General features: G+C 58.5%; 20 protein-coding genes. 11 read left to right on the top strand and 9 right to left on the bottom strand.

Annotated features, from left to right (window positions below):
- Positions 1-84: 84 nt before the first annotated feature.
- Positions 85-1284, bottom strand: coding sequence for a TraB/GumN family protein (locus ACQY5R_RS15615; protein WP_428609993.1), 1200 nt, complete (start codon positions 1282-1284; stop codon positions 85-87).
- 180 nt (positions 1285-1464) lie between these two features.
- Here ACQY5R_RS15615 and ACQY5R_RS15610 point away from each other — a divergent pair, with 180 nt between their 5' ends.
- Genes ACQY5R_RS15610 through ACQY5R_RS15600 form a run of 3 tightly spaced genes read left to right on the top strand, consistent with a single transcriptional unit; the run spans position 1465 to position 3653 of the window.
- A complete protein-coding gene (locus ACQY5R_RS15610) occupies positions 1465-1881 on the top strand; it encodes a hypothetical protein (protein ID WP_428609991.1) in 417 nt (138 codons plus the stop codon).
- A complete protein-coding gene (locus ACQY5R_RS15605) occupies positions 1881-2984 on the top strand; it encodes an AI-2E family transporter (RefSeq protein ID WP_428609990.1) in 1104 nt (367 codons plus the stop codon). The genes ACQY5R_RS15610 and ACQY5R_RS15605 overlap by 1 nt, the downstream gene beginning before the upstream one ends.
- 6 nt (positions 2985-2990) lie before the next feature.
- Positions 2991-3653: a hypothetical protein gene (locus tag ACQY5R_RS15600; RefSeq protein WP_428609988.1), complete on the top strand. Its 663-nt coding sequence runs from the start codon at positions 2991-2993 to the stop codon at positions 3651-3653.
- A 111-nt stretch (positions 3654-3764) separates the two neighbouring features.
- Here the strand turns inward: ACQY5R_RS15600 and ACQY5R_RS15595 are convergent, their stop codons facing one another.
- Positions 3765-7628, bottom strand: coding sequence for a DUF3683 domain-containing protein (locus tag ACQY5R_RS15595; protein ID WP_428609987.1), 3864 nt, complete (start codon positions 7626-7628; stop codon positions 3765-3767).
- 380 nt (positions 7629-8008) lie between these two features.
- Here ACQY5R_RS15595 and ACQY5R_RS15590 point away from each other — a divergent pair, with 380 nt between their 5' ends.
- On the top strand, positions 8009-8977 hold the full coding sequence (locus ACQY5R_RS15590; protein ID WP_428609985.1) for a 2-hydroxyacid dehydrogenase: 969 nt from the start codon (positions 8009-8011) through the stop codon (positions 8975-8977).
- Between the two features lie 56 nt (positions 8978-9033).
- On the opposite strand, the gene ACQY5R_RS15585 is transcribed toward ACQY5R_RS15590, so the two are convergent.
- The 3 genes from ACQY5R_RS15585 to ACQY5R_RS15575 form a co-directional block, all read right to left on the bottom strand.
- Entirely contained in the window at positions 9034-9366 is a 333-nt protein-coding gene (locus tag ACQY5R_RS15585) for a PilZ domain-containing protein (RefSeq protein WP_428609983.1), read from the bottom strand.
- 189 nt (positions 9367-9555) lie between these two features.
- Positions 9556-10209, bottom strand: a complete 654-nt coding sequence (locus tag ACQY5R_RS15580) for a methyltransferase family protein (RefSeq protein WP_428609981.1) — start codon at positions 10207-10209, stop codon at positions 9556-9558.
- A gap of 52 nt (positions 10210-10261) precedes the next feature.
- Entirely contained in the window at positions 10262-12022 is a 1761-nt protein-coding gene (locus ACQY5R_RS15575; RefSeq protein WP_428609979.1) for a chloride channel protein, read from the bottom strand.
- Between the two features lie 106 nt (positions 12023-12128).
- Between ACQY5R_RS15575 and ACQY5R_RS15570 the strand changes: the two genes are divergently transcribed.
- The 4 genes from ACQY5R_RS15570 to ACQY5R_RS15555 all read left to right on the top strand — a co-directional run bounded on the left by ACQY5R_RS15570 (position 12129) and on the right by ACQY5R_RS15555 (position 15843).
- Positions 12129-12848 carry a class I SAM-dependent methyltransferase gene (locus ACQY5R_RS15570; protein WP_428609977.1) on the top strand — a complete coding sequence of 240 codons (720 nt, stop codon included), beginning with the start codon at positions 12129-12131 and terminating at the stop codon, positions 12846-12848.
- 149 nt (positions 12849-12997) lie between these two features.
- Entirely contained in the window at positions 12998-13252 is a 255-nt protein-coding gene (locus tag ACQY5R_RS15565; RefSeq protein WP_428609976.1) for a FeoA domain-containing protein, read from the top strand.
- A 42-nt stretch (positions 13253-13294) separates the two neighbouring features.
- Positions 13295-15607, top strand: coding sequence for a Fe(2+) transporter permease subunit FeoB (gene feoB / locus ACQY5R_RS15560; protein WP_428609974.1), 2313 nt, complete (start codon positions 13295-13297; stop codon positions 15605-15607).
- Positions 15607-15843 (top strand): FeoC-like transcriptional regulator, encoded by a 237-nt coding sequence (locus ACQY5R_RS15555; RefSeq protein WP_428609972.1) that lies wholly within the window; start codon positions 15607-15609, stop codon positions 15841-15843. The genes feoB and ACQY5R_RS15555 overlap by 1 nt, the downstream gene beginning before the upstream one ends.
- Positions 15844-15866: 23 nt before the next feature.
- On the opposite strand, the gene ACQY5R_RS15550 is transcribed toward ACQY5R_RS15555, so the two are convergent.
- The 3 genes from ACQY5R_RS15550 to ACQY5R_RS15540 all read right to left on the bottom strand — a co-directional run bounded on the left by ACQY5R_RS15550 (position 15867) and on the right by ACQY5R_RS15540 (position 20564).
- Positions 15867-16490, bottom strand: a complete 624-nt coding sequence (locus tag ACQY5R_RS15550) for an SPOR domain-containing protein (RefSeq protein WP_428609970.1) — start codon at positions 16488-16490, stop codon at positions 15867-15869.
- The gene (argS, locus tag ACQY5R_RS15545; protein ID WP_428609969.1) at positions 16490-18250 is read right to left on the bottom strand and encodes an arginine--tRNA ligase; all 1761 of its coding nucleotides are present in this window, start codon (positions 18248-18250) and stop codon (positions 16490-16492) included. The genes ACQY5R_RS15550 and argS overlap by 1 nt, the downstream gene beginning before the upstream one ends.
- A gap of 112 nt (positions 18251-18362) precedes the next feature.
- A complete protein-coding gene (locus tag ACQY5R_RS15540) occupies positions 18363-20564 on the bottom strand; it encodes a primosomal protein N' (protein WP_428609967.1) in 2202 nt (733 codons plus the stop codon).
- Positions 20565-21161: 597 nt separating this feature from the next.
- Between ACQY5R_RS15540 and ACQY5R_RS15535 the strand changes: the two genes are divergently transcribed.
- From ACQY5R_RS15535 to ACQY5R_RS15525, 3 genes are all read left to right on the top strand, one after another.
- Entirely contained in the window at positions 21162-21779 is a 618-nt protein-coding gene (locus tag ACQY5R_RS15535) for an HNH endonuclease (RefSeq protein WP_428609965.1), read from the top strand.
- On the top strand, positions 21776-22657 hold the full coding sequence (locus ACQY5R_RS15530) for a fructosamine kinase family protein (protein ID WP_428609963.1): 882 nt from the start codon (positions 21776-21778) through the stop codon (positions 22655-22657). Before ACQY5R_RS15535 ends, ACQY5R_RS15530 begins: the two co-directional genes overlap by 4 nt.
- Positions 22658-22965: 308 nt before the next feature.
- Complete coding sequence (locus ACQY5R_RS15525) at positions 22966-23847, top strand: cytochrome-c peroxidase (RefSeq protein ID WP_428609962.1); 882 nt, start codon at positions 22966-22968, stop codon at positions 23845-23847.
- Between the two features lie 92 nt (positions 23848-23939).
- Here the strand turns inward: ACQY5R_RS15525 and ACQY5R_RS15520 are convergent, their stop codons facing one another.
- Positions 23940-24719: an amino acid ABC transporter ATP-binding protein gene (locus tag ACQY5R_RS15520; protein WP_428609961.1), complete on the bottom strand. Its 780-nt coding sequence runs from the start codon at positions 24717-24719 to the stop codon at positions 23940-23942.
- Positions 24720-24727 lie beyond the last annotated feature (8 nt).

Raw genomic sequence — 24727 nt, 5'->3', positions numbered from 1 at the left:
AGATTTCTCTCCCACCCTAGGGGCAGGCCCCGTGCCTGCCCTATGCGCAAATCCCGCAACGCCAACACAGGAAGACCGTGTTCATCACCCTGCCAACCGCTCGAAAATGCGAAATCCGGCCAGATAAGTTCCGGCAGCCGAGCCCAGCGTACTAAACAGGAATACCAGCAAGGTGCGGGATACCCGGTTGCGCCACCAACCCCGCACTTCGGTAGTGTCATGTTTGAGGCGACTGAAATCCCCGACTTGCGGCTTGCGCAGATAGATCTCCGCGGCAGCCGTTACCATACCGGCCCCGACCGTCGGATTGAGCGAAGTGATAGGAGCCGCCACGAACGCCGTGAGGATGGTTAGCGGATGGCCGGCTGCCAGCAATGCACCCAGCGCCGACAGTACACCGTTGATCAGTACCCAATCCATCACCAACTGCCAACCCAGCGCGGGACTTCGCATAAAACCGATCGCAAAGCCGCTGACAATCAGCGCCACAATCAGCCAGGGGATCAGCTTCGGCCAGCGACTGGGGGAGGGGAGGTGATCCAGTTTTTCGATCACCCAGGCCGGCCGCTCCATACCGGCGGCAAGATAGGACTGAATACCCTTCAGGTGCCCGGCCCCCACCACAGCCAGTACCCGCTCCGGCGATTGCTCCTGCAGCTCTTGCAGCAGACGCGCCGCCATGTAGCGGTCCCGCTCATCAATCAGCGGCACAAACAGATCCTGGCGGTCTTCGGCAAATTCGGCGAAGGTATGCTCCAGCACATCGCCCTCTTTCAGCCCCTCGATATCCGCTTCACTGACCTCATCTCGGGAGATAAGGCTACCCAGCAAACCGGCAAACAGCGCGAAGCGCTTCCACCAGGGTACATTGTGCAGCACCCGTTTCAGGGTGACCCCGATCTCGCGATCGACCAGCAGTACCGGCTTGTGGTGTGCCTGGGCGTGACGAATCGCCGCCAACTGCTCCGCACCCGGTTCAATATCGAACTGCTCGGCCAGCCGCTGCTGATAGGCACCCAGTGCCAGGTTGGCCGCCACCATACTGACTTTGCCTTCGCGGATCACCTTGAACAGGTCCATGCGTGACAGCGCATCCGGATCCAGAATGGCATGAAAACGACTGGGGCAAAGCTCCACCGCCACCGCATCATAAGTGCCGCTATCCAGCAACTCGTTGACTTTGTCGGCGCTGGCCCGGGAGACATGAGCCGTCCCCAGCAAGGTGACCCGACTGTTTCCGACCTGGACCTCGACCAGAGGCTCCTGTTCTAGCTGTTGTGACATCAAATTTGGCTCCCTGACAAGCCGCGCATGATACCCCCTACGACGCCTTTTTGTCTTTCCTCTGTCAGTCAGTTATGCGCCCGGTCTCACCAGCCGGCAGAAAAACCCGATATAAAATAGGCTGCGTACAATTTTTTTCTGATCCGGGTTACACTGCCGGCATCAAACAAGGAGTGAACAATGATTGGAACCACCACAAGAATAATCAGCACCTTGGCACTCCTCATCCTGCTCACGGGGTGCAAGACTCTGAACCTCATGCAGGACAAAAAAGCGGAGACGCTGCAAGACACCCTGAAGGCTTATCAGTCGACTGTGCGCTGGGGCTACCCGGGCCAGGCCTATAACTTCCTGCGCAAAGACATTGCCGCCAAGACGCCGGTCCCGACCAACCTGAAGAACGTCAGCGTCACCGACTACAAGGTGATTCGCCAACCCAGCCAGGTATCGGAAACCCAGGCTACCCAGACCGCCGTCATCGGCTTTATCTTTGATGACCGGCAGGTAGAAAAGACCGTTCATGACCGGCAGCTCTGGGAGTATGACCCGGAGACCGAAGCTTGGTTTCGCATCAACCCGATTCCCGAGTATCGCTAATGCCTGACGCGACCCGACCGGCTAATGGCGGTCAGCTGCTGCTGACCACGGCAGCCTTTGTCATCGTGGTCGCCGGTATGCGCGAAGCGCAAAGTGTGCTGGTACCCTTCCTGCTCTCCGGCTTTATCGCCATCATCGCCGCACCGGCACTGTTCTTTCTGCGCCGATACCGGGTCCCTTCGGTGATCGCGATTATCCTGGTGATCCTGGCGATCGCCTCTATCGGCCTGCTGCTGGGCGTACTGGTCGGTAATGCTGTCGATGACTTTTCATCCCAACTGCCCAACTATCAGATCAAGCTCAAAACACTGACCGGTGAAGGTCTGCAATGGTTGTCAGGAATGGGGGTGACACTGCCGGAACAAACCTTCTCCAAACTACTCAACCCGGCCAAGGCGATGTCGATGGCGGCGCAGGGGCTCAGCAGTTTAGGCGGGCTGCTCACCAACACCTTCCTGATCCTGCTCACGGTAGTGTTTATCTTGCTGGAGGCTTCCAGCTTCCCGGCCAAGCTGCATCGCATATTGGATAATCCGGAGCAATCCTTCATTCACTTCGACCAGTTTATCGACAACATCAAGCGCTACATGGTGATCAAGACCGGCACCAGCCTGCTGACCGGTGTGATGATCTATCTCTGGCTGCTGGTGGTGGGCGTGGATTACCCGGTGCTGTGGGGCGTGATCGCCTTCTTCCTCAATTTCGTGCCCAATATCGGCTCCATTATCGCCGCCATTCCCGCCTTGCTACTGGCGCTGGTGCAACTGGGCCCAGGCGGCACCGCCTGGGCCGCACTGGGCTATCTGCTGGCCAACAACCTGGTCGGCAATGTAATCGAGCCCCGCTTCATGGGCAAAGGCCTGGGGCTCTCCAGCCTGGTGGTATTTCTCTCCCTGGTGTTTTGGGGCTGGATCCTGGGCACCGTCGGCATGTTCTTATCGGTGCCCTTGACCATGACCATCAAGATCGCCCTGGACAGCAGCGACGACACCCGTTGGCTGGCTATCCTGCTCGGCCCCGAGATCGTCGACGAGACGGATTCACCCAAAACAGGTGGTTTACTGCGCTGGCGGCTACCCCACAAACAAGAGAGCGACGAGTAGTATCCTATGTCATCACTTCGATTCAGCACCTTTCCCGGCAAACGTGAGCGCCACCTGCTCCGCAAACAACACAACCCGCTCTTCCCACAAGCGGAGCGCCGCATCACCGAATCCCAACTGGAAGAAGCCCAGCGTCTGGATCACGAAGAGTTGGTGGCATTCATCAGCCACTTTCGCAGCCTGGTGCATGAAGCGATACAGCTCCCGGACAGTGCGGATAGCGAACTGATCCTCTCCATCAAGGAGCGCCTGGACCAAACTTACGAACAAGCCGCACGTATGGCGGATGATCAGCGGGAAATCCGCGAAGGGGTCGAAAAACTGGTGGCGGTGGTCATGCAAGCCGTTAGAAAAGGCGCCGGTAACGATGCGGTGGCGCTGCAGGAGTTGGCCGACGAAGAGGCGGCTCGTGCCGCCCACTATGCGTTACTGACTTACCCGTTGGTGGCCGATCTGCTGGATCCGGAATCGGTGATTGCAGAACACGAACTGCTGCCGAGCCTGCTCTCCGACTCACCCGAGGCACTGCAGGCGGCCTGCTCCCTGTTTGACCAACCCCAGTTGGAGGCATTGATCGAGGCCGGTAAAGCCCTACTGGAGGAAACAGCAGACGTGCCGGACGAAGCGCGGGCACGGCTGCAGGAACTGGCACGTCACCGAAACAATTGAACCGGGTTTGCAAATCATAGGGGCAATCCTCCGTGGTTACCCGCCAGTCGGTGTAACGCTCAGGCCGGGCAGGCACAGGGGCCTGCCCCTACAGCCTCCGCCCTACAAATCCTACAACAGCACCCGCTCGATGCCGCCTTGCAACGCCCGCTCAACAAAACTCTTTTGCCAGTCATCACCAAGTCGATCCTTGGCCAGTTCTTCAACGATATAGGAGACCTCCAATCCGGTCTCATCCTTGTAACGGTTGAGCCCCTGGGTACAGGCAGGACACGAAGTGAGCATCTTCACGTTGCCGTTCACCGCCCGATCATTCCCGCTTAATGCCTGGATGCCTTGCTCCAACTCTTCCACCTTGCGATAACGCAACTGGCTGGCGATATCCGGGCGCGCCGTGCCCAGGGTGCCCGCTTCGCCACAACAACGGTCGGACAACAGCACCTTTTTGTCCATCAGCTTGGACGCCACCTCGGTGGGGTTATACTGTTTGATCGGACTGTGGCAAGGATCGTGATAGAGATACTCGGTACCTTTCGAGTCACCCAGCACCACGCCCTTCTCCATCAGGTACTCATGGATATCCAGCAACCGGCAGCCGGGGAAGATCTTCTCGAACTCATACTTCATCAGTTGATCGATACAGGTACCGCAAGAGACGATCACCGTCTTGATATCCATGTAGTTGAGGGTATTGGCGACGCGGTGGAACAGCACCCGATTACCGGTGGTAATCTCCAGCCCCTTGTCATGCTGACCGGCGGCGGTCTGCGGATAACCGCAACAGAGATAGCCTGGGGGCAACACCACTTCGTTGCCCAGTTCATAGAGCATGGCGATTGTCGCCAGCCCCACATCACTGAACAGCCGTTCGGAGCCGCAACCGGGAAAATAGAAGATGGCATCCGAGTCATCGTTAACCTTGGCCGGATCCCGGAAGATCGGAATCATACCGGTCTCTTCGATACCGAGCAGGGCGCGGGTGGTTTTCTTCGGCAGCTCTACGCGGATCGGCCGACGCACCAGTTCCACCACCAGTGATTTAGGCTCCGGGCGTCCGGTGGTGGCGTGGGGGATCTGCTTGCCGCGTCCCAGCATGCCTGCCTGCTTGAACACCGCATGACCCAGAGTCAAACCCTTGAAGCCCCACTCCAGCATCCCCTTGCGCAAGCTGCGGATGGTGCGGGGATCGGTGGTATTGAGAAACGACATGGCCGCCCAGGTGCCGATATTGTGTCGCTTCTTGCCCTGTTCGGTAAGGATCTTGCGCATGCGCACGGTGACATCGCCGAAATCGATATTGACCGGGCAGGGGTTAAGGCACTTGTGGCAAATGGTGCAGTGATCCGCCACGTCGTTCATCTCTTCAAAATGGCGTAATGAGATACCGCGCCGGGTCTGTTCCTCGTAGAGGAACGCCTCAATGATCAGGCCGGTGCCGAGGATCTTATTGCGCGGCGAATAGAGCAGGTTGGCACGCGGTACATGGGTCATGCAGACCGGCTTGCACTTGCCGCAACGCAGACAGTGTTTGATGTCATCGTTGAGTTCGCCCAGTTCGCTCGCCTCCAGGATGATCGCCTCCTGCTGTACCAGTCGCAGGGACGGCGTGTAGGCGCCGTCCAGGTTGGAACCGGGCATCAGCTTGCCGCGATTGAAATGGCGCTGCGGATCGACCCGCTCCTTGTAGGCGACAAAGTCACGCAGCTTGTCGGCCTCCATGAACTGGATCTTGGTCAAGCCGATACCGTGCTCGCCGGAGATGACGCCATCCAGTGACTTGGCCAGCGCCATGATGCGCTCCACCATCCGCTCGGACTCATGCAACATCTCGTAGTTGTGCGAATGCACCGGGATGTTGGTGTGCACGTTGCCGTCGCCGGCATGCATGTGCAGCGCCACGAACAGGCGCGCATCGCGGATCTCGGCGTGGATACTATTGAGACGCTCCTGCACCGCCAGCATCTCCTGGCCGGCGAAGATCTCGTTTAGCCGCGCCTGCACCTCCTTGCGGTAATTCTGCACCAGGTCGCGCCGCAGCATCATGTCCAGCAGGCTGTCGCCCGGCTGCAGTTTAGGCAGCTCCTTTTCCCGTAACAGATTGCGGTGGGCGTCTGCAGGGGCCTCCAGGTTTTCCAGAATCTGCCGCCAGCGCTGCTCGGCCGTAGCCACCACTTCGCAAGCGGCGTCCCGCTTGGCTCGCAGGATGGCGCGGCTCTCCTCCGACTCCTCGTACTCCTCCGGCAACCGCAGTTCCGGCATCGGTCCGCCCAGATAATTGAGCACCGCGCGCATGATCTGCAGCTTGTTGCTGATCGACTGCTCGATATTGATCTGTTCGATGCCCCGGCTGTACTCCGCCAATCGCTCCAGCGGGATCACCACATCCTCATTCACTTTGAAGGCGTTGGTGTGGGCGGAGATGGCCGCGGTGCGGCTGCGGTCAAGCCAGAAACGCCGACGCGCCTCGGGGCTAACGGCGATGAATCCCTCGCCCTCGCGGGCATTCACCAGCCGCACCACCTCGGAAGCCGCTTTCGCCACCGCGTCTTCATCATCCGACACCAGATCGGTGATCAACACCATTTTCGGCCGTTCCCGGCGCGGTGCTTTGGTGCTGTACTTGACTGCCTTGATATAACGTTCGTCCAGGTGTTCCAACCCCACCATCTCGACCCCCTTGGTGGCGCCGATGGAGTCGCGAATTTCGATAATGGCCGGAACCGCTTTAGAGAGGTCGGAACCAAAAAACTCCATGCAGACGGTACGCACATGATCCGGCATACGATGCAGGATAAAGCGGGCTGACGTGATCAGGCCGTCGCAGCCCTCCTTCTGCACTCCGGGCAGGCCGGAGAGGAACTTGTCGGTCACATCCTTGCCCAGTCCCGCCTTGCGGAAACTGGCGCCGGGCATCTCCAGGATCTCCGGCTCACCGACCGGGTTCTTGCCGTCGGCCTGATAGCGGGTAACGCGAAAACGGACCTGATCCTGCTCGTGGATCTTGCCCAGGTTGTGGTTTAGCCGCTCCACCTCCAACCAGTTGGAGTCCGGCATCACCATGCGCCAGGAGGCGAGGTTGTCCAGGGTGGTACCCCACAGCACCGCCTTCTTGCCACCAGCATTCATGGCGATATTGCCGCCGATGGTGGAGGCATTTTGCGAGGTGGGATCCACGGCAAAGGCGAGCCCGTGCTCCGCAGCCAGATCGGAGACCCGCTTGGTCACCACCCCGGCGCCGGTCTCAACCGTCGGCACCTTCCCTTCGACTCCAGGCAGTTCGCGGTACTCGACCGCGCCCAATTGCTCCAGCTTTTCGGTATTGATCACCGCACAGTAGGGATCCAACGGCACGGCCGATCCGGTATAACCGGTACCGCCACCGCGCGGGATAATAGTCAAGCCGCATTCGATGCAACTACGCACGATCGCCGCCACCTCATCTTCCCGATCCGGGCAAATCACCACAAAAGGGACTTCGACACGCCAGTCGGTGGCATCGGTAGCATGGGAGACCCGCGCCAGGCCGCCGAAATCGATATTGTCCCGCCGGGTAATTTTTGACAACGCCCGGCTCACCCGACGGCGCAGATCCTGGTTATGCTGGAAACAGGCGGAAAACTTTTCCACCGCCACCCGTGCGGCATCCAGTAGCCGGATGGCATCCGCGTTACCGTTGGTGCGGGACTCAAATTGATCCAATCGATGCTTGAGCGCATCAATCAGAGCGCCCCTTCGTGCTGTATCCATCAGCAGGTCATCCTGCAGATAGGGGTTGCGCACCACCACCCACATATCCCCCAGCACCTCATAGAGCATGCGCGCCGATCGCCCGGTGCGACGACTACCGCGCAGCGTTTCGATTACCCGCCACATCTCTTCGCCGAGAAAGCGGATCACGATCTCACGATCGGAAAACGACGTGTAGTTATAGGGTATCTCGCGGATACGCTGGGGTTCGATTACAGGATCGGCCATAGGATCTATCAACTCTGAAGGAGAGAGTCACTCGTGATATCAGCGGTTTGGGTACGCACAGCGCCATCTGTACAGGTGAGGCGGGTATTTTAGCGCAATCCGGACTGAAACAGTAGGTCTTGTATGCCTGACAGCACAACCAAACCCCTTGAAAAGGCAGGGTAAGTTTCACTGGACCTGGCAGCGAAGGGCAACCGCCGCCGGTGAGCAGGGCACACAGTAGAGTTTAATGCCGCCTGACTTCAGCCGAGGACAATCCAACACAGTGATAATATGAAAATTATCCCAACTGACCCTGATCACACTTCCCACCCGCTGTTAGAATCAAGGCTAACCCCAACGAACCCATCATTCTGCATACAGCCTTTGGAAAACCGATCATGCCGCAACAGCAAGCCGTATTTCTCGATGCCAGCACGTTGGACCGGGGCGACCTGGACCTTAGCACCCTGGAAGCCACTCCATACAAATGGCGATTCTACGACAACACGTCACCTGAGCAGTGTCTCGAGCGAACCCGGGAGGCGGCACTGATCGTCAGCAACAAGGTAGTGCTGAACCACACACTGATAACGGAGAGTCGCCACCTCAAGCTGATATGTGCAGCCGCCACCGGCACCAATCACATCGACCTGACGGCAGCGGCGGAACAGGGCATCGCCGTCACCAACGTCACCGGCTACGGCACCGCCACGGTCGCGCAACACACATTTAGCCTGATCCTGGCACTCTGCACCCATCTGCTGGAGTACCAGACCGCGGTGCGACGAGGCGACTGGCAGCGCAGCGATCTGTTTTGCCTGATGGATTACCCGATTCGTGAAATCGCCGGTAAAACCTTGGGGATTGTCGGCTACGGTACCCTGGGGAAAGGCGTAGCCAGGATTGCCGAGGCGTTTGACATGCGCATCCTGCTGGCGCAACGCCCGGGCGGCGAACCCCAGCCCGGGCGGCTACCACTGCGAGAACTGCTACCCGAGGTGGATATACTCACCCTGCACTGTCCCCTGACACCGGACACTCACCATTTGATCGGCGCCGCCGAACTGGCGCTGATGCGACCAAACGCCCTGTTGATCAACACGGCACGGGGCGGGATCGTCGACGAACAGGCCCTGGCCGATGCACTGCGTAAAAACCAGTTGGGGGGAGCCGGGGTAGATGTCCTCACCCAAGAGCCACCTGTGGAGGGTAACCCGCTGCTGCAGGCCGACATACCCAATCTCATCGTCACCCCGCACAATGCCTGGGCCAGTCGAGAGGCACGCCAACGTCTGCTGGACGGGGTGACGGAGAATATCAGGGATTATTTGGCGGGCGGCTCGGCGAATCGCATCGAGAGCCGTTGAAGGTCTTGGAGCATGGACAGCCCGGACTGGCCGGGGTTGGATAGCGCTAGCCGCGATCAGGGGAAATCGGCGCCCGCCTCATCCACTGACAGCATCCGCTCAATACTGCAGGCGACCAAATACTCGCCACCCGGCCCCTCTTCAGCCGGACTACAGCGAATTACTTTGGCAACGGCATGCAGGGGCGGGGTAATCGCCTTTCCAGGTTGAATCTCCACATTGAGGGTCACGCCGGCGGCCACCTCATGCTGGGTACGCAGTTGCACGCCCCCGGCACTGAGATCCTTGACTGTCGCGTCCTGGACCGAGCCGGTTCCATCCACCCGATAACGCGCCGCACAGTCCACGGCCATACGATAAAAATCCCGCTTCTCTGAATAGTCCTGCATTACTCACCCCTGTCGGATAATTGTACAAGTCCCCTGGATTATGGCGACGCGCCACGGACGCCTGGACAAACTATGCCCGATATATCGCCCGCCGCCCGCCGACACAGTCACATCCCCCATGCCGGAAAAACCTATCATCCCTATGGGTCGACCATTTTCCCGGATACTGAAGGGTTTGCCGGCGTTTTTTTAATCCGTCAGATCACCGGTCAGGGCCTTCGCCTGTTCCTTGGTCAGATATCGGCCGGGGAGGGGAAACAGCGCCGCCACCCTCTCCCGGTAGCGACGGTAGGGTTCCCCATGATAAATCAGTAACTTGCGCTCCTCGAGGCGGGAGCCGATGATGAAATAACCGGTGATCATCAGACTCGACACAAGAAAGACTTCATCCATGTCACGGGTCCAGAGGATAACGAGCCCCAAAAAATACCAGGGGTGGCGCACAAAGCGGTGCAGCGGCGAGATATAGAAGCGTTCCTGATCTTCCACTTGCGTCTCCCTTTCACGCCACTGCCTCAACCCGACGAATTCAGCGCCATCATAGTAGCGTAGCGACCAGGCAAAGCCCCCTATTGCCGCCAGCGCCAAACCGTTGGCCACATACCAACCTGCCCCGGTCCATCGCCAAAGCCAATCGCCCTGCCAACGATAGATCAGCAACAACGGCGGGATCAGCGCAACCAACGCCAACAGGTTGAACGCCAGCCGGTACAGCGGCATGCACGCCGGCCAACGCCTGGCTACCCATCGCTTAAGCGTGAGTGAGGCGGTGATTGAATGCACCAGCCCGTACACCAGCCAGATGGTACACAGGATCACGATCTGTGCAGAATTCAGCCCCATCGCACTCCCTTCCAAAGTTGTTAGATAGCATCATGCCGGATGCGTCGATCGATCAGAGCTTATAGGCAGACTCCACCTGCTCGCGGGTCAGCACCCCATAGATGCGCCGGATGCCCGGCGCCGTCACGCGCTCGACATACAGCGCATCAACACCGCCGTTGAGACGCTCCAACGCTTCCTGCAGGGTAGCCTGAAGATAGATGGGGGCCACATCAATTCGCTGTCCCGGAATCTCCAGCAGATCGATCTCTCCCGTCACATGCCCTTGGTCAGCCTTCAGGTAGCGTACCAGATCTACCGCCGGCATAAGGCGCACCGGATCTGCCTCACCCTGGATCAGCAGCCATTCAGGCTCATCCCGCAGCAAGGCTTTCGCTCTGTCGTGACTGATGCGTTGCGGCGACCGGGCAAAGCGTTTGCGCATAACGCTGGCCACACCGGCGCGACGTAACGCCAACATCACCGGATTGGTATCATAATCCTTGCCGATCGCACGCATCAGGGTGAGGAACAACGACTCTTTGCCGAACAGATGGGTGACGACCAGTCCTGCTACCACGATCGCCAACATGCCCGGCATGATGGCATGGGGCGAATAAGTCAACTCCATCATAGCGGTGAGCGCCGCCAGCGGCGCCTGCAGCGTAGCCCCCATCATGGCCCCCATGCCCAGCAACGCGTAGAAACCGACCCCCAGGGTATCGTGGTGGAACACCTGGGTGGCGATCTGACCGATCAAACTGCCCAGGCAGCCGCCCAGGAACAGCAGCGGACCTATATTGCCGCCCGGCACCCCCAGGCCCAGACAAGCCACGGTGGCCAGCAGCTTGGCCAGCAGAATCACCGCCAGCAGGCCAATACCCAATTCGCCCAGTAGCGCACTGTTGACGGTGTCGTAGCCGATTCCCATGGACTCTGGCACCAAATAGCCGACGCCTCCCATCAGTAGTCCGGCGTACAGAATGCGCTGCCAGTAAGCCACCCGCACCACCCTTGCCATGGTCGTCTGCATCAGCTGGATAAACAGCGCCGACAGGACGCCTACCAGCAGGCCGAGCAACACCACCACCGGGATCTCGGCCAGTGAGGGCGGCGTCAGCGGTGGTATCTCGAATGCCGGGGCATTGCCGAAAACGGCAATGGAGATACCGGTGGCGGTTACCGCCGCCAGGATGACCGGAATAAAGCTGACCAGCGAGTACTCCATCATCACTACTTCCAGGGCAAAGATCACGCCCGCCAGGGGAGTATTGAAGGAGGCGGCGATCCCGGCGGCAGTACCGCAACCCAGCAGGGTACGGATGCTGTTGTTCGGCAGCGAGAGGCGTTGGCCGAGCAGACTGCCGGCCGCTGCCCCCAGCAGGATATGGGGCCCTTCGCGCCCGACGGAATGGCCGCTGATGATAGCCGTGGCGGCACCAACGAACTGCAGCACAAAACTGCGCAACGTCATATAGCCCTGGTGGTAGGCCATCCGCTCCATCACATAGGTGACGCCCAATACTGTTTCACCTTTGGCATACCACTGAAAGAACAGGGCGATGCACAGTGCCCCGCCAACGGGCAACAGAAAACGCAGCCAGGGGGCGAGCGCCTCGTAGTTCTCCACCAGACCCTCCGGCAAAAAACCCGCCTGGGTCTGTTCCACCACAACCCGGAACAGCACAATCACAAAGCCCGCAAAAAAGCCGGTCAACAACCCCAGCAGTGAGAGTTGCAACAAGGCATCGTGGCGTGACAGATGTAGACGTAAATGCTCCAGTCGGTCACCACCCCAGCTATTGATACGCTGCTTTAGATTGTTTTTTCTCATTGTGTTATAGGCTATCCAATATCAACATACTCGCCAGAACCCCAAGCAGTGATCCGACTTATTTATTAGCGGATTCTGCCGGACAAACTGAAACAGGAACAGCCGCATGCAGATCAACGCCCCGGAAAACTATCAGACTGCCACAGAGCTGGAGATTATTCAGCGCCATCTACCGCTCCGTGACCGGCTGGTCCTGGAATTGGGCTGTGGACGCGCCTGGATGACCCGGCAGTTGGCCGAACGCTTCCAGCCCAGCCGCATCATCGCCACGGAGGTGGATGCCATACAGCATGAAAAAAACCTGCTGATCGACGACCTCCCCAGGGTCAGTTTCCGTGCCGGCGGAGCCGAGGCAATCAACCTGGACTCGGACAGTGTTGACGTGGTGGTGATGCTGAAATCACTACACCATGTGCCAATACCGCTAATGACCCAGGCGCTGTCCGAAGTGGCCCGGGTACTCAAACCTGGCGGACTGGCATATATATCGGAACCGGTCTACGCGGGTGATTTCAACGATATACTGCGTTTGTTCCATGATGAAAAACTGGTGCGCGAAGCCGCCTTCGAGGCAATTTGCAGCAGCGTGGAAAGAGGTGAGCTGGCGCTGGTGCAACAGATCTTTTTCAACGCCCCCGGACAGTACCGAGACTTTTCCGAGTTCGATGAACGGATGATCCGGGTCACCCACACCGAACATCGAATTGACGACGCCCTCTACAATCGTATTCGCGACGCCTTCAACCGCCACATGAGCGAGGAGGGCGCCCACTTTCTCAAGCCCTCGCGGGTGGACCTGCTGAAAAAACCGGAAAACCGCTGCTGACTCCGCTGCCAACATCCCCAAGCTACAGCCCAACAGCTGGACGGGAAGATAACCTTGAGCAAAATGAAGTTTTTCAGGTTAATTAGTTGTTACTGATATACTTCGGTGATAAATTTAACGTAAATCATTCTTATTGAGATGTCGCTGTCATGGACACCGCCGTATCCAACGATAATCCGGTCACTCTGGACCAGGTCCCGGCCGGGGTGCACGCCCGTATCACCCGGATCCAGGGAGACAAAGGACTGGCCCGACGCCTGCTTGGCCTGGGCCTGCGTGTCGGTTCCGAGATCAGCGTACTGCAGCAGCGCAACCGTGGCGTGGTGGTAGCCAACGCCGGGACCCGGGTTGCCCTCGGCAGCAGTGTGGCTGAAAAACTACTGATGCAGCCGCTCAATCGATAGCACCATTCCACGTGCCGGCGCACCCGGTCACCGGAGGAGACTGTGATCACCATCGCCCTCGGGGGCAACCCCAATTGCGGCAAATCCGCCCTGTTCAACGCCTTTACCGGCATCCGACAAAAAACCGGCAACTGGCCCGGGGTGACCGTGGACCGCAAGGAGGGCCGTTTCACGCTGGCGGGGCAAGACGTAGCTATCATCGACCTACCGGGCATCTACTCCCTGGACGCCTCCTCGATCGACGAGCAGGTGACCCGCGACTATCTGCTCTCCCGCGACGCCGAGTTGATCATTAATGTGTTGGATGCCTCCAATCTGGAGCGCAATCTCTATTTCAGCGTGCAGTTGCGCGAGATGGGGATACCGATCATCGTGGCGCTCAATATGATGGATGTCGCCCGCAAGCGCGGTATCGAGGTGGATATCGACCTGCTCAGTCAAGAGTTGGGCTGCCCCGTCGTACCCGTAGTCGCGGTAACGGGCGAGGGCATCGAGCAGTTGAAGCAAGCGATCCAGGCGCTGACCGGTGAGACCGAACCACTGTTTCAGGTCACTCATGAAGCCTGCGTGGAAGAGGCAATCAGCGACATCACCGCTCACATGGAAGGGGAGCCCGTCGCGGCCAACCGCCGCTGGCTGGCACTCAAGCTATTGGAAAACGACAGCCACGCCTTCTCCCTGGCAGGCGAGGGCATACGTCCGCTGATCCAGCAGTGGCAACAGCGCATCCAGGACCGGGCCGGGGAAGAGGCGGACATCCATATCGCCGATGCCCGCTACAGCCATGCCCATAGCTTGGCGCAACGGGTCGTCCGCGAACAGGGGATGCTCGGCCGCACCCTATCCGATCGGATCGACCGGGTGGTCCTCAACAAGGTCGCCGGTATCCCGATCTTTATGCTGTTGATGTACTTGGTGTTCATGTTCACCATCAACATCGGTGGTGCCTTTATCGATTTCTTCGATATTGCCGTAGGCGCGGTATTGGTGGAGGGCGCAAACCACTGGCTGGCCCAGCTTGGGCTACCGCCCTGGGCGCGGGTGTTTATCGCGGACGGATTGGGCGGCGGTATCCAGGTGGTCTCCACCTTCATCCCCATCATTGCCTGTCTCTATCTGTTCCTGTCCGTACTGGAAGATACCGGCTACATGGCACGGGCCGCTTTCGTGATGGACCGCGCCATGCGTACTATCGGCCTGCCGGGTAAGGCCTTCGTTCCCCTGATCGTCGGTTTCGGCTGCAATGTGCCGGCGGTCATGGCCACCCGCACCCTGGAAAACCAGCGCGAACGCAAACTCACCATCCTGATGAACCCCTTCATGTCGTGCGGCGCACGGCTGCCGGTGTATGCCCTGTTCGCGGCCGCTTTCTTTCCCAGTAACGGCCAGAATCTGGTGTTTCTGCTCTATCTGATCGGCATACTCATCGCGGTGCTCACCGGCATGATTATGCGGCGCACGCTGCTTTCCGGAGAGAGCAGCGGCTTTATGATGGAGTTGCCACCCTACCACCTCCCTACCTTGAAGGGGGTGATGTTACGCACCTGGGATCGGGTCAAACTGTTCATCCGCGATGCCGGCAAGGTGATTGTGGTCATGGTACTGGCACTGAATGTGCTCAACTCCATCAGCGTCGACGGCAGCTTTGGCGCCCAGGACAGCAACCAGTCGGTGCTAAGTGAAATGGGCAAAGCGGTCACGCCGCTGTTCGCACCGCTCGGCATCAAGCAGGAAAACTGGCCGGCCACCGTCGGCATCTTTACCGGTGTACTGGCCAAAGAGGCGGTAGTGGGTACGTTGGACTCGCTCTATACCCGACTGGCGGAGCAAGATGCCGGCCTGACAGGAGAGACTCCGCCCTTCCATCTCTGGACACGCCTCGGTGAAGCCGTAGCCACCATCCCGGAAAACCTGGCCGCCATTCGCGACACCTTGCTCGATCCGTTGGGTCTGGATCTGGGCGATATCAGTTCGCTGGAAGGCGCCGCCCAGGCACAGGCGGTCAACAGCGGCACGTTCGGCGCCATGGCTGCCCGCTTTGACGGCCAGGCCGGGGCCTTCGCTTACCTGTTATTCATCCTGCTCTATTTCCCCTGCGTCGCCACCATTGGCGCGATTGTGCGTGAAGCCGGCGGCGCCTGGGCCGGGTTTGTCGCCATCTGGACCACCGGTGTGGCCTACACCACCTCCACCATCTTCTATCAAGCCGCTACCTTCGAGCGTCACCTCGTCAGCTCCGCGGCCTGGATCATCGGGCTGAGCCTGTTCATCACGACGGTCATGGTCGGCCTGCGCATCTGGAGCAACCGCGGTACGCAGTCTCAATCGTTGACGGACAATAAGGCGGCAGCCTGATGCTCGCTGATATCAAACGCTACCTGCAAAACCGGGGGCCGGTCTGCCTCTCCGATATCGCTCTGCATCTGGGGGCGACACCGGACGCGACACGGGGCATGCTCGCAACCTGGATCCGCAAGGGCAAAGTGCACCTCCAACAGGTCGACGCGGGCTGTAGCAGCCAGTGTGGCAAATGCCAGCCGGATAGCATGGAGTTTTATGAATGGGTCGCCGGCGGGAAATCGGGATCCTGAGCCGGGGTCCCTAGCGCGCCCGCTTATTTCTTCAGTTTGATCACCAGGCTGTTGATGTTGTTCTGCGCCAACCGCGCACGCAAGGTGTTCACCTGGCTGCTGGTGTAGGGACCACTGCGTACCCGATGGAACACTTCGCCACCATCCAGCGTGAACTTCTGGATCTCCGCCTCGATCCCCACCAGGGCCAGACTCGCCTTGAGCTTATCCGCATCGGTGAATTTTCGGAATGAGCCCATCTGCAGCATGTAATAAGCAGACGCCGCACCGCTTTTGCCGCCGGTGACCACAGGGGCCGCTCCGTTACCGGCGGGGTTCGCCGGCAACTCTTTCTCCGGCTCCGGGTCCGGTACCACCACCTCCATCTCCGGCAAGATGGTATAGAAGTCGAAGCGCGGTTTGGGTTTTGACTGCTCTTTGGGAGGTTCAGGTTCGGCCCGCTTCACGCGCTCTTCCGGTGCACTGCGCGACCGGTCAACGATCGCCGGCCGCGGCTTTTGCGGTCCCTCCGGCGCCAGCTTGAGCCAGGCCAACAGACAGACAAACAGCCCCACCAGCAGGCCACCGATAAACCACACCCAACCGGCTACCGGCTGTCGCTTGGCTTTTTTCTGCGCGGTCGCCCGACTCTTGTAATCCCGCGGCATTACATCTTCTCCGGCGCGGAGACCCCCAACAGATTGAGGCCGTTACGCAAAACCTGGCGCACCGCCAGGATCAATTTGATCCGTGCATCACGCAATGCCTCATCCTCCACCAGGAACTGGTGGGCGTTGTAGTAAGTGTGGAAATCGTTGGCCAAGTCCCGCACATAGTGGGTCAGCTGGTGCGGCTCCTCGTTCAGTGCTGAGCTTTCAACCACTTCCGGATAACGGGCCAGGGTCTTTAATAGCGCCTGCTCATGGGCCTCGGTCAGCCGCTCCAGGTTCTGTTCACCCGGGGTAATCTCCACCGGGATACCTTTTTCCGCGGCTTGCCGCAACACGCTGCAGACCCGGGCATGGGCGTACTGCACGTAATAGACCGGATTATCGCTGGATTGGGACTTGGCCAAATCCAGGTCAAAATCCATATGCTGTTCGCACTTGCGCATCACATAGAAAAAACGCGCCGCGTCCGAACCGACCTCTTTGCGCAACTCGCGCAGGGTCACGAAGGAGCCGGAGCGGGTCGACATCTGCACCCGTTCTCCACCGCGATAGAGAATGGCAAACTGCACGAGCAGGACATCCAGCCGCGTCGGGTCGTCGCCCACCGCCTGCATCGCGGCCTTGACCCGCGGCACATAGCCGTGATGATCGGCACCCCAGACATCGATCACCCGTTCAAAACCGCGCTCCAGCTTATCCATGTGATAGGCGATATCGGACGCGAAGTAGGTGGTCTGACCGTTGTCCCGCACGACGACCCGGTCCTTCTCATCACCGAAGTCGGTGGATTTGAACCAGAGCGCACCGCCCTTTTCGTAGACGTGACCGGAGTCGCGCAACCGTTGCAACGTCTTGTTGACGGCACCTGACTCGGTCAGGCTACGCTCCGAGTACCATTCCTGGTAGGTGACACCGAACTGACCAAGATCATCCCGTATATCATCCAGGATGGTATTGAGGGCGAGCTCAAAGACATAGCGGTAGCGGTTGTCACCCAACAGTTTTTTGGCCTGTTCGATCAGGCCGTCGATATGCTTCTCCTTGTCGCCACCGGCCGGTTCATCGGCCGCCACACCCTCAAACACCGTATCGGCGGCACAACGGTAGCCGTCGCCGTGCTCCCGATGCAAGGTGGCGGCGATATCCCATACATAGTCACCCCGGTAGCCGTTGGCGGGAAAGGGGATGGTTTCATCACACAGTTCCAGGTAACGCAGCCAGACGCTGGTAGCCAGGATATCCATCTGCCGGCCGGCATCATTGACATAGTATTCCCGGTGCACGTCGTAGCCCACCGCTTGCAACAGGTCCGCCACCACGGCACCGTAAGCGGCGCCACGGCCATGCCCAACATGCAACGGCCCGGTAGGATTGGCGGAGACAAACTCCACCTGGATGCGCTTGCCCTGGCCCAGCGTACTGCGGCCATATTCCTGGCCGCGGCTCAGCACCTCATTGACCACCGCGCGATACGCATCTTCCGCCAGCGTGAAGTTGATAAATCCGGGGCCGGCGATCTCCACCTTGGCAATTGCCGGTGAGGCGGGCAGCGCCGCAATCAGCCGGTCAGCCAAGTCGCGCGGTTTACAGCGTGCCGCCTTGGCCAACACCAGCGCCACATTGCAAGCGAAATCCCCATGACGTTGATCACGGGCGCGCTCGATAATCGGCTGGGGAATCGGCGCATCACCCATTCCGCCCTCGGCAGCGACTGCGTCCAGGGCCTGGGAAACCAACTGCTGTATCAGGTTCTTCATCTTCTACTCAACGGAAAAACGGAAACGGGTAAGGATACAACAAAGCCGGTTACAGGGTAACTGCCAGGGTACCGCGGCGGGTTTAATTAAGGCGAAACCGGGAGGGTTGGACTCAAAACATCTCTTGCGGATCCACATCGATCGACCAACGTACCCGTCGGGCCGATTTCAGCGTCGCCAATTGGCTCACCCAACGGGCGAGCAGCCGCTGCAGCTCGCCACGCTGATCGGCCTGCAACAGCAGGTGGGCACGGAAGCGCCCCGCCCGTCGCTCCATCGGCGCAGGCACCGGTCCCCACAGTTCCACTTGCCCCGTCGAGAGCGTCTCCGCCAACGCATAGGCCTGCTCCAGAAACTCTCGCGGCGCCGATTCTTGCGGGGCTTCCGCCCGCAGCAGGGCTTGATAACTGAAAGGGGGGAAAGCGGCCGCTTCACGCTCTTCCAACATATCGCTGGCAAAGGCCGCGTAGCCCTGCCGCACCAGTCGCTGCATCATGGGATGATCCGGGTGCCGGGTCTGGATCAATACCCGACCGGGCTTCTCCGCCCGCCCCGCCCGGCCAGCCACCTGCACAATCAACTGCGCCATCCGCTCAGCGGCCCGAAAGTCGGCGCCGAACAATCCCTGATCGACATCGAGAATACCCACCAGGGTGACGTTCGGAAAGTGGTGACCCTTCGCCAGCATCTGGGTACCCAGCAGGAGCGAGTACTTACCGTTCCTGATGCCGTTCAATAGCTGATCGAGACTGCCTTTGCGGCGCGTGGTGTCGCGGTCGATACGAGCAATCCCCACATCGGGAAACCAATTGGCCAACACCTCTTCAACCCGTTCAGTACCCTGTCCGAGGGTTCGCAGATCCGTATCGCCACACTCGGGACACTTGTCATCCTGGCGCCGCTGCGAACCGCAGTGATGACACCACAGTAGTCGGCTGGCCGCATGCAGCGTCAGGCGCGCATCACAACGACGACACTGCGCCACCCAACCACAGGCGTGGCAAGTCATAATCGGCGCATAACCGCGCCGGTTGATAAACAGCAGCGCCTGATTCCCGGCGTCCAGCGTCTGCCTGAGCATCTGGATCAACAGCGGCGACAACCCTGCCTCCAGACGTACCGAGCGAATATCCAGGAGATCCATGCGAGCCGGCTGGGCATCACCGGCCCGTCGCGTCAGATGCAGATGCTGATAGCGACCACTGCGGGCATTCTGTAGCGTCTCCAGCGAAGGAGTAGCGGAACCGAGCATCGCCGGACAGTCGCTACGCTGAGCCCGGATCACCGCCAGGTCACGAGCCGAATAGCGAAATCCATCTTGCTGTTTAAACGAGAGATCGTGTTCCTCATCCACGACGATCAGGCCCAGCCTTGGCATCGGCGTCAGCAAAGCGGAGCGGGTACCCAGTACCACCGATGCCTGGCCCAAGCGGGCGAGATGCCAGGCACGTTCACGCTCACCTTCGGCCAGACCGGAGTGAAGGATTGCCAAACCCATTCCCAAACGACGTTCAAAGCGACGTATCAACTGTGGCGTCAAACCGATCTCGGGTACCAGTACCAGCGCCTGCCGCCCACTTGCCAGCACTCGTTCAACCAGCGCCAGGTAGACCTCGGTCTTGCCACTGCCGGTCACCCCGTCCAGCAGATAGGTTCCAAACTGCCCCAGCTCAACAGCGTTAACGGCGTGCTGTTGATCCGTATTGAGAGGGGGTGACGCAGACGGCGACGGCCGGGGAGCGGCCTCCGGCATACCTTCTCCCGACTCGATCCAGCCTTTCTGCTGCAACACCTGCAAGGTTTGACGGTATGTCCCACACTGCTGCAACTGCTCCTGGGTGAGACGCTGCCCGGGGGATGCCTGTAATAACGCCAGCAATTCGGCTTGCTTCGGCGCGCGCCTGAGCGCGGACGGATCCTGCAGTCTGCCACATGGCGTCAGGGACCAGGTCTTCTGTAACACCGAGACCGGCGCCTCTCCCTTACGTAAGCGCACCGGCAAGGCATTGGCGACCACTTCACCAATAGGATGCTGATAATAACCGGCCGCCCAATTCAACAAGGAGAGATCGGACGGGGTAAACAGGGGAGTGGCATCCAGCACAGCCAACGCACGCTTCAAGCGACGGCCATCCATTTCAGCGGTGGTGACCACCTCCAGCAATACCGCACAGCGCTCCCCGCGGCCAAACGGCACGCGCAGCCGTACCCCCGGAACCAGACGTTCGATGTCAGCATCGGCAGGGGGCAGGTAGTCAAAACAGTGATAAAGCGGGGCAGGCACAGCCACGCGTAGGATCTGTTGTTCAGGCATGGCGGAATGCTACCTGACTCCAGCTGAATTAACACTAATGCGGCAGGCATTTCAGTGCTCGATTGACCTCCTTACACCGCCGGCCAGACAGGCATTTTTTGTGGCATCATGCGCTAACTGCCTATTCCACAACAGACAATTGGCTTTATCCACAGAAGCTGTGGATAACTCTGTTAAAAAACCGTTGGAATTGGCTGCCAAGCCAGTAAATCATTACATTTTTGTTAATCTGACAAAAAAATTACCAGCTTTAACAATTTCATAATAATCAATATGTTAATTAGATTAAGCATTTACTAATGAAGAAAACCGCCGCTTTTTACCGCAATCCGCCTTTGCTGCACCGCAACTGTGCATAACACCCCGCCTATTGAACGTTCATTTTCCTATTGTCAACCGTTTTTTTGCCCAACAAGCCACTTTTTCCACCCCGCCAAGCAACACGAACAGACATTCGCAGCAACCCCGATTCGGACAGGATAGAACCCCTCGCGGCCATAATCCGCAACGGACACAAAAAGTAAGAGAGAACCGCGGCCTATTTGCAAGCCCTACCAAACTATGCTAACTAAATGTTCAATTATCAGGGCTTTTGAAATGGCAGGGCTTCAACAACTTATACTTCGTACCGATCTGGCCGGCATGCCCCTTGAGTGGGTCGACTACCGTGACGCCGTGCGCCTGCACTTCCTCGATCAGATCGCCTATACCTGCGGTCGGGTACTGTATCGGATTCATGGCGGCATCAATGCCATAACCCATATACAAAGCCATGTAGACGTCAATTCCATCATTGCAACAGAGGGCAACAGCCGGGCATTGGAAAAGATGCGCACCGGCTACATCCCGCCACTGAATAATCACACCCTGTTTCAGCGCGATGGACATATCTGCCTCTATTGTGGTCAGCGCTTCCCAAAAAAACAGCTTTCCAGGGACCATATCCGCCCCTTGAGCCTGGGCGGGCCCGACCACTGGAACAACGTGGTTACCGCCTGCATCCGCTGCAATAACCACAAGGCCGGCCGCACTCCGGAAGATGCTGGCATGCAGCTGCTGGCCATCCCCTTCATCCCCACCCACGCCGAATACATCTATCTCCAGGGCCATAACGTTCTGGCTGATCAAATGGAGTTTCTGCGCGCCCATTTCCCCCGCACCAGCCCGCTGCATCGGCGCCTGGGGAGGGATGATTTAACCCTCACGACGGAATGAAGGCGGGGGACGCCAGTCTGGCGCATATCGTCAAACAGATCACCGGCCGCGCCACAACTCAATATGCCACCTCGCCCCTCGGTGGCGGCTGCATCAACCAGGCTCTAAAACTTACCATTGGGGAGCAAGCCTATTTCGTCAAACTGAATCAGGCAGACAGCTTCGCCATGTTCGATAACGAAGTAGACGGGCTTCAGGCGCTGAATGCCGCCCATGCCCTGCGCATCCCGCAAGTGGTCTGCTATGGACAGTTTAAATCGAGCGCCTATCTGGTCCTGGAATTCATCCCATTGACACACCACGGAGACCCGCAGCGGGCCGGGCGGCAGTTGGCCGCGCTCCATCGCACCACCCATGACCGCCATGGCTGGAGGCGGCCCAATACCCTCGGTGCCACACCACAACCCAACGACTGGAACGGGAGCTGGGTGGATTTTTGGCATGACCAGCGCCTCGGTTTTCAACTGCAGCTCGCGGCAGCGCATGGACACCGCGGGCCGCTGCAAACACGCGGGGATCGATTACTGGCGCGACTACCCGATCTCCTGAACCATCAGCCCGCGCCCTCACTGCTACATGGTGATCTTTGGTCAGGTAACTTTGCCTATGACGACCAGGGACATCCGGTTATCTACGATCCCGCCGTCTATTTCGGCGACCGGGAAACCGATCTCGCCATGACCGAACTATTCGGCGGTTTCCCCAACGGTTTTTACGACGCCTATAACGAAGCGTGGCCGCTGGACGCAGGCTATAAGACGCGCAAACAGCTGTACAACCTCTACCATATTCTCAATCACCTCAACCTGTTCGGTGGCGGTTACGGCCAGCAGGCGCTGACCCTGATCGACCGGTTACTGGCGGAACTGGAGGATTAACCCGCCCCTCGCCAATCCGATAAAAACCACCGATCCAATCCAAATTCATTTTGCGAAGAGCCAGACGGGCTACCGATGCCCGCGAAAACCGGGGAAATATTGACCTGGCGCAATTAAACCTTGCTTATACTAAGTTTATTATTAGTCCGGTTCTAAAAAAGCGATTAACTATAAACTTAAAAAGAGGTTTTAAAATGAGAATTAATACTCACCTAATGTTTGCCTGCACTGTTTTTACAGCGGCAGGCATACCAACCTCGTGGGCCAACGAGCCCATCTCTCCCATCACGCCAGTCAAAGAGATCAATTTGGCTCAGGTTGAGCTTGGCAAAAAACTCTACTTTGACCCCCGCCTCTCCAAATCCGGCTTCATCTCTTGCAACTCCTGCCACAACCTGAGCATGGGCGGCACCGATAACCTAAAAACATCGATCGGCCATAACTGGCAGCAGGGCCCGATCAATGCCCCGACCGTGCTCAACTCCAGCATGAATGTCGCCCAGTTCTGGGACGGGCGAGCTGCCGATCTCAAGGCGCAAGCCGGCGGACCGATTGCCAATCCGGGTGAAATGGCATCGACGCATACGCTTGCCATCGATGTGCTGGAGTCGATACCACAGTACGTTGTCCAATTCAGGCAAGTCTTTGGAACCGACAAGATCACCATCGACGAGGTGACACAGGCCATTGCAGAATTTGAGAAAACCCTGGTTACCCCCAATTCCCGCTTTGATCAGTGGCTACTGGGTAACAAGGAGGCGCTGACCAGCAAGGAAATAGCAGGCTATAACCTATTCAAAGGAAGCGGCTGTACCGCTTGCCATAACGGCCCCGCGGTGGGTGGCTCCTCTTTCCAGAAAATGGGTGTGGTGGAACCGTATAAAGCAAACAGCACGGCCCAGGGGCTCAGCGGTGTAACCGGCAAGGACGCGGACCGCTTCAAGTTCAAGGTACCGACCTTGCGAAATGTCGAGATGACCTACCCCTACTTCCATGATGGCGGGGCCGAGACCCTTACTGAAGCGGTAAACCTGATGGGGCGGCTGCAATTGGGGAAGCAATTCACCCCGGATGAGAACGCCAAGGTTGTGGCTTTCCTGAAGACATTGACCGGCGATCAGCCTTCATTCCAGATGCCGATCCTGCCCCCTTCAACAGACAAGACACCTCAACCCAAACCTTTCGAATAGAGAGCCCCTGCATTAAGTATGTATAGAAAAAAAGCCCGGCCATTGGCCGGGCTTTTTTATGCGGACAAGCTGTCCAGTCTGTATAGATTACCTTAGTGTTGCAAAATCTGACTGAGGAACAGTTGGGTCCGGTCAGACTGAGGATTGTTGAAAAATTCGTGGGGCTCGTTCTGCTCGATGATTTCACCGGCATCCATGAAGATCACCCGATTGGCCACGGTTTTGGCAAAGCCCATCTCATGGGTCACACAGAGCATGGTCATGCCGCTTTCCGCCAGTTCGATCATGGTATCCAACACTTCCTTGATCATCTCCGGATCCAGCGCGGAGGTCGGCTCATCGAAAAGCATGATATGCGGATTCATGCAGAGACTGCGGGCAATCGCCACACGCTGCTGCTGCCCACCGGAGAGCTGTCCCGGATACTTCTTTGCCTGCTCCGGAATCTTCACCTTCTCCAGGTACCTCATGGCGACCGCCTCTGCCTCCTTACGTGGCATCTTGCGCACCCAGATCGGTGCCAAACAGCAGTTCTCCAACACAGTCAGATGTGGGAATAGATTAAAGTGCTGGAACACCATCCCCACCTCTTTGCGCACTTGATCGATATGTTTGACGTCATCGGTCAACTCGGTACCGTCGACAATAATCTGTCCCTGCTGGTGCTCCTCCAGACGATTGATACAACGGATCATGGTCGACTTTCCGGACCCTGAAGGCCCACAGATTACAATGCGCTCACCACGAGTCACCTCCAGGTTAATGTCCTTGAGGACGTGGAACTGACCATACCACTTGTGTACACCCCGCAGCTCAATGGTCAGGTCATCGGATACCTGCGGCTTGCCGGTTGCGTTGTCGGTTTCAGACATAGTGTGTC

The sequence above is a fragment of the Sedimenticola sp. genome, assembly GCF_050289425.1.
In the GTDB taxonomy this organism is placed as follows: domain Bacteria; phylum Pseudomonadota; class Gammaproteobacteria; order Chromatiales; family Chromatiaceae; genus Sedimenticola.
This window is presented reverse-complemented; position numbering and strand designations above follow the sequence as displayed.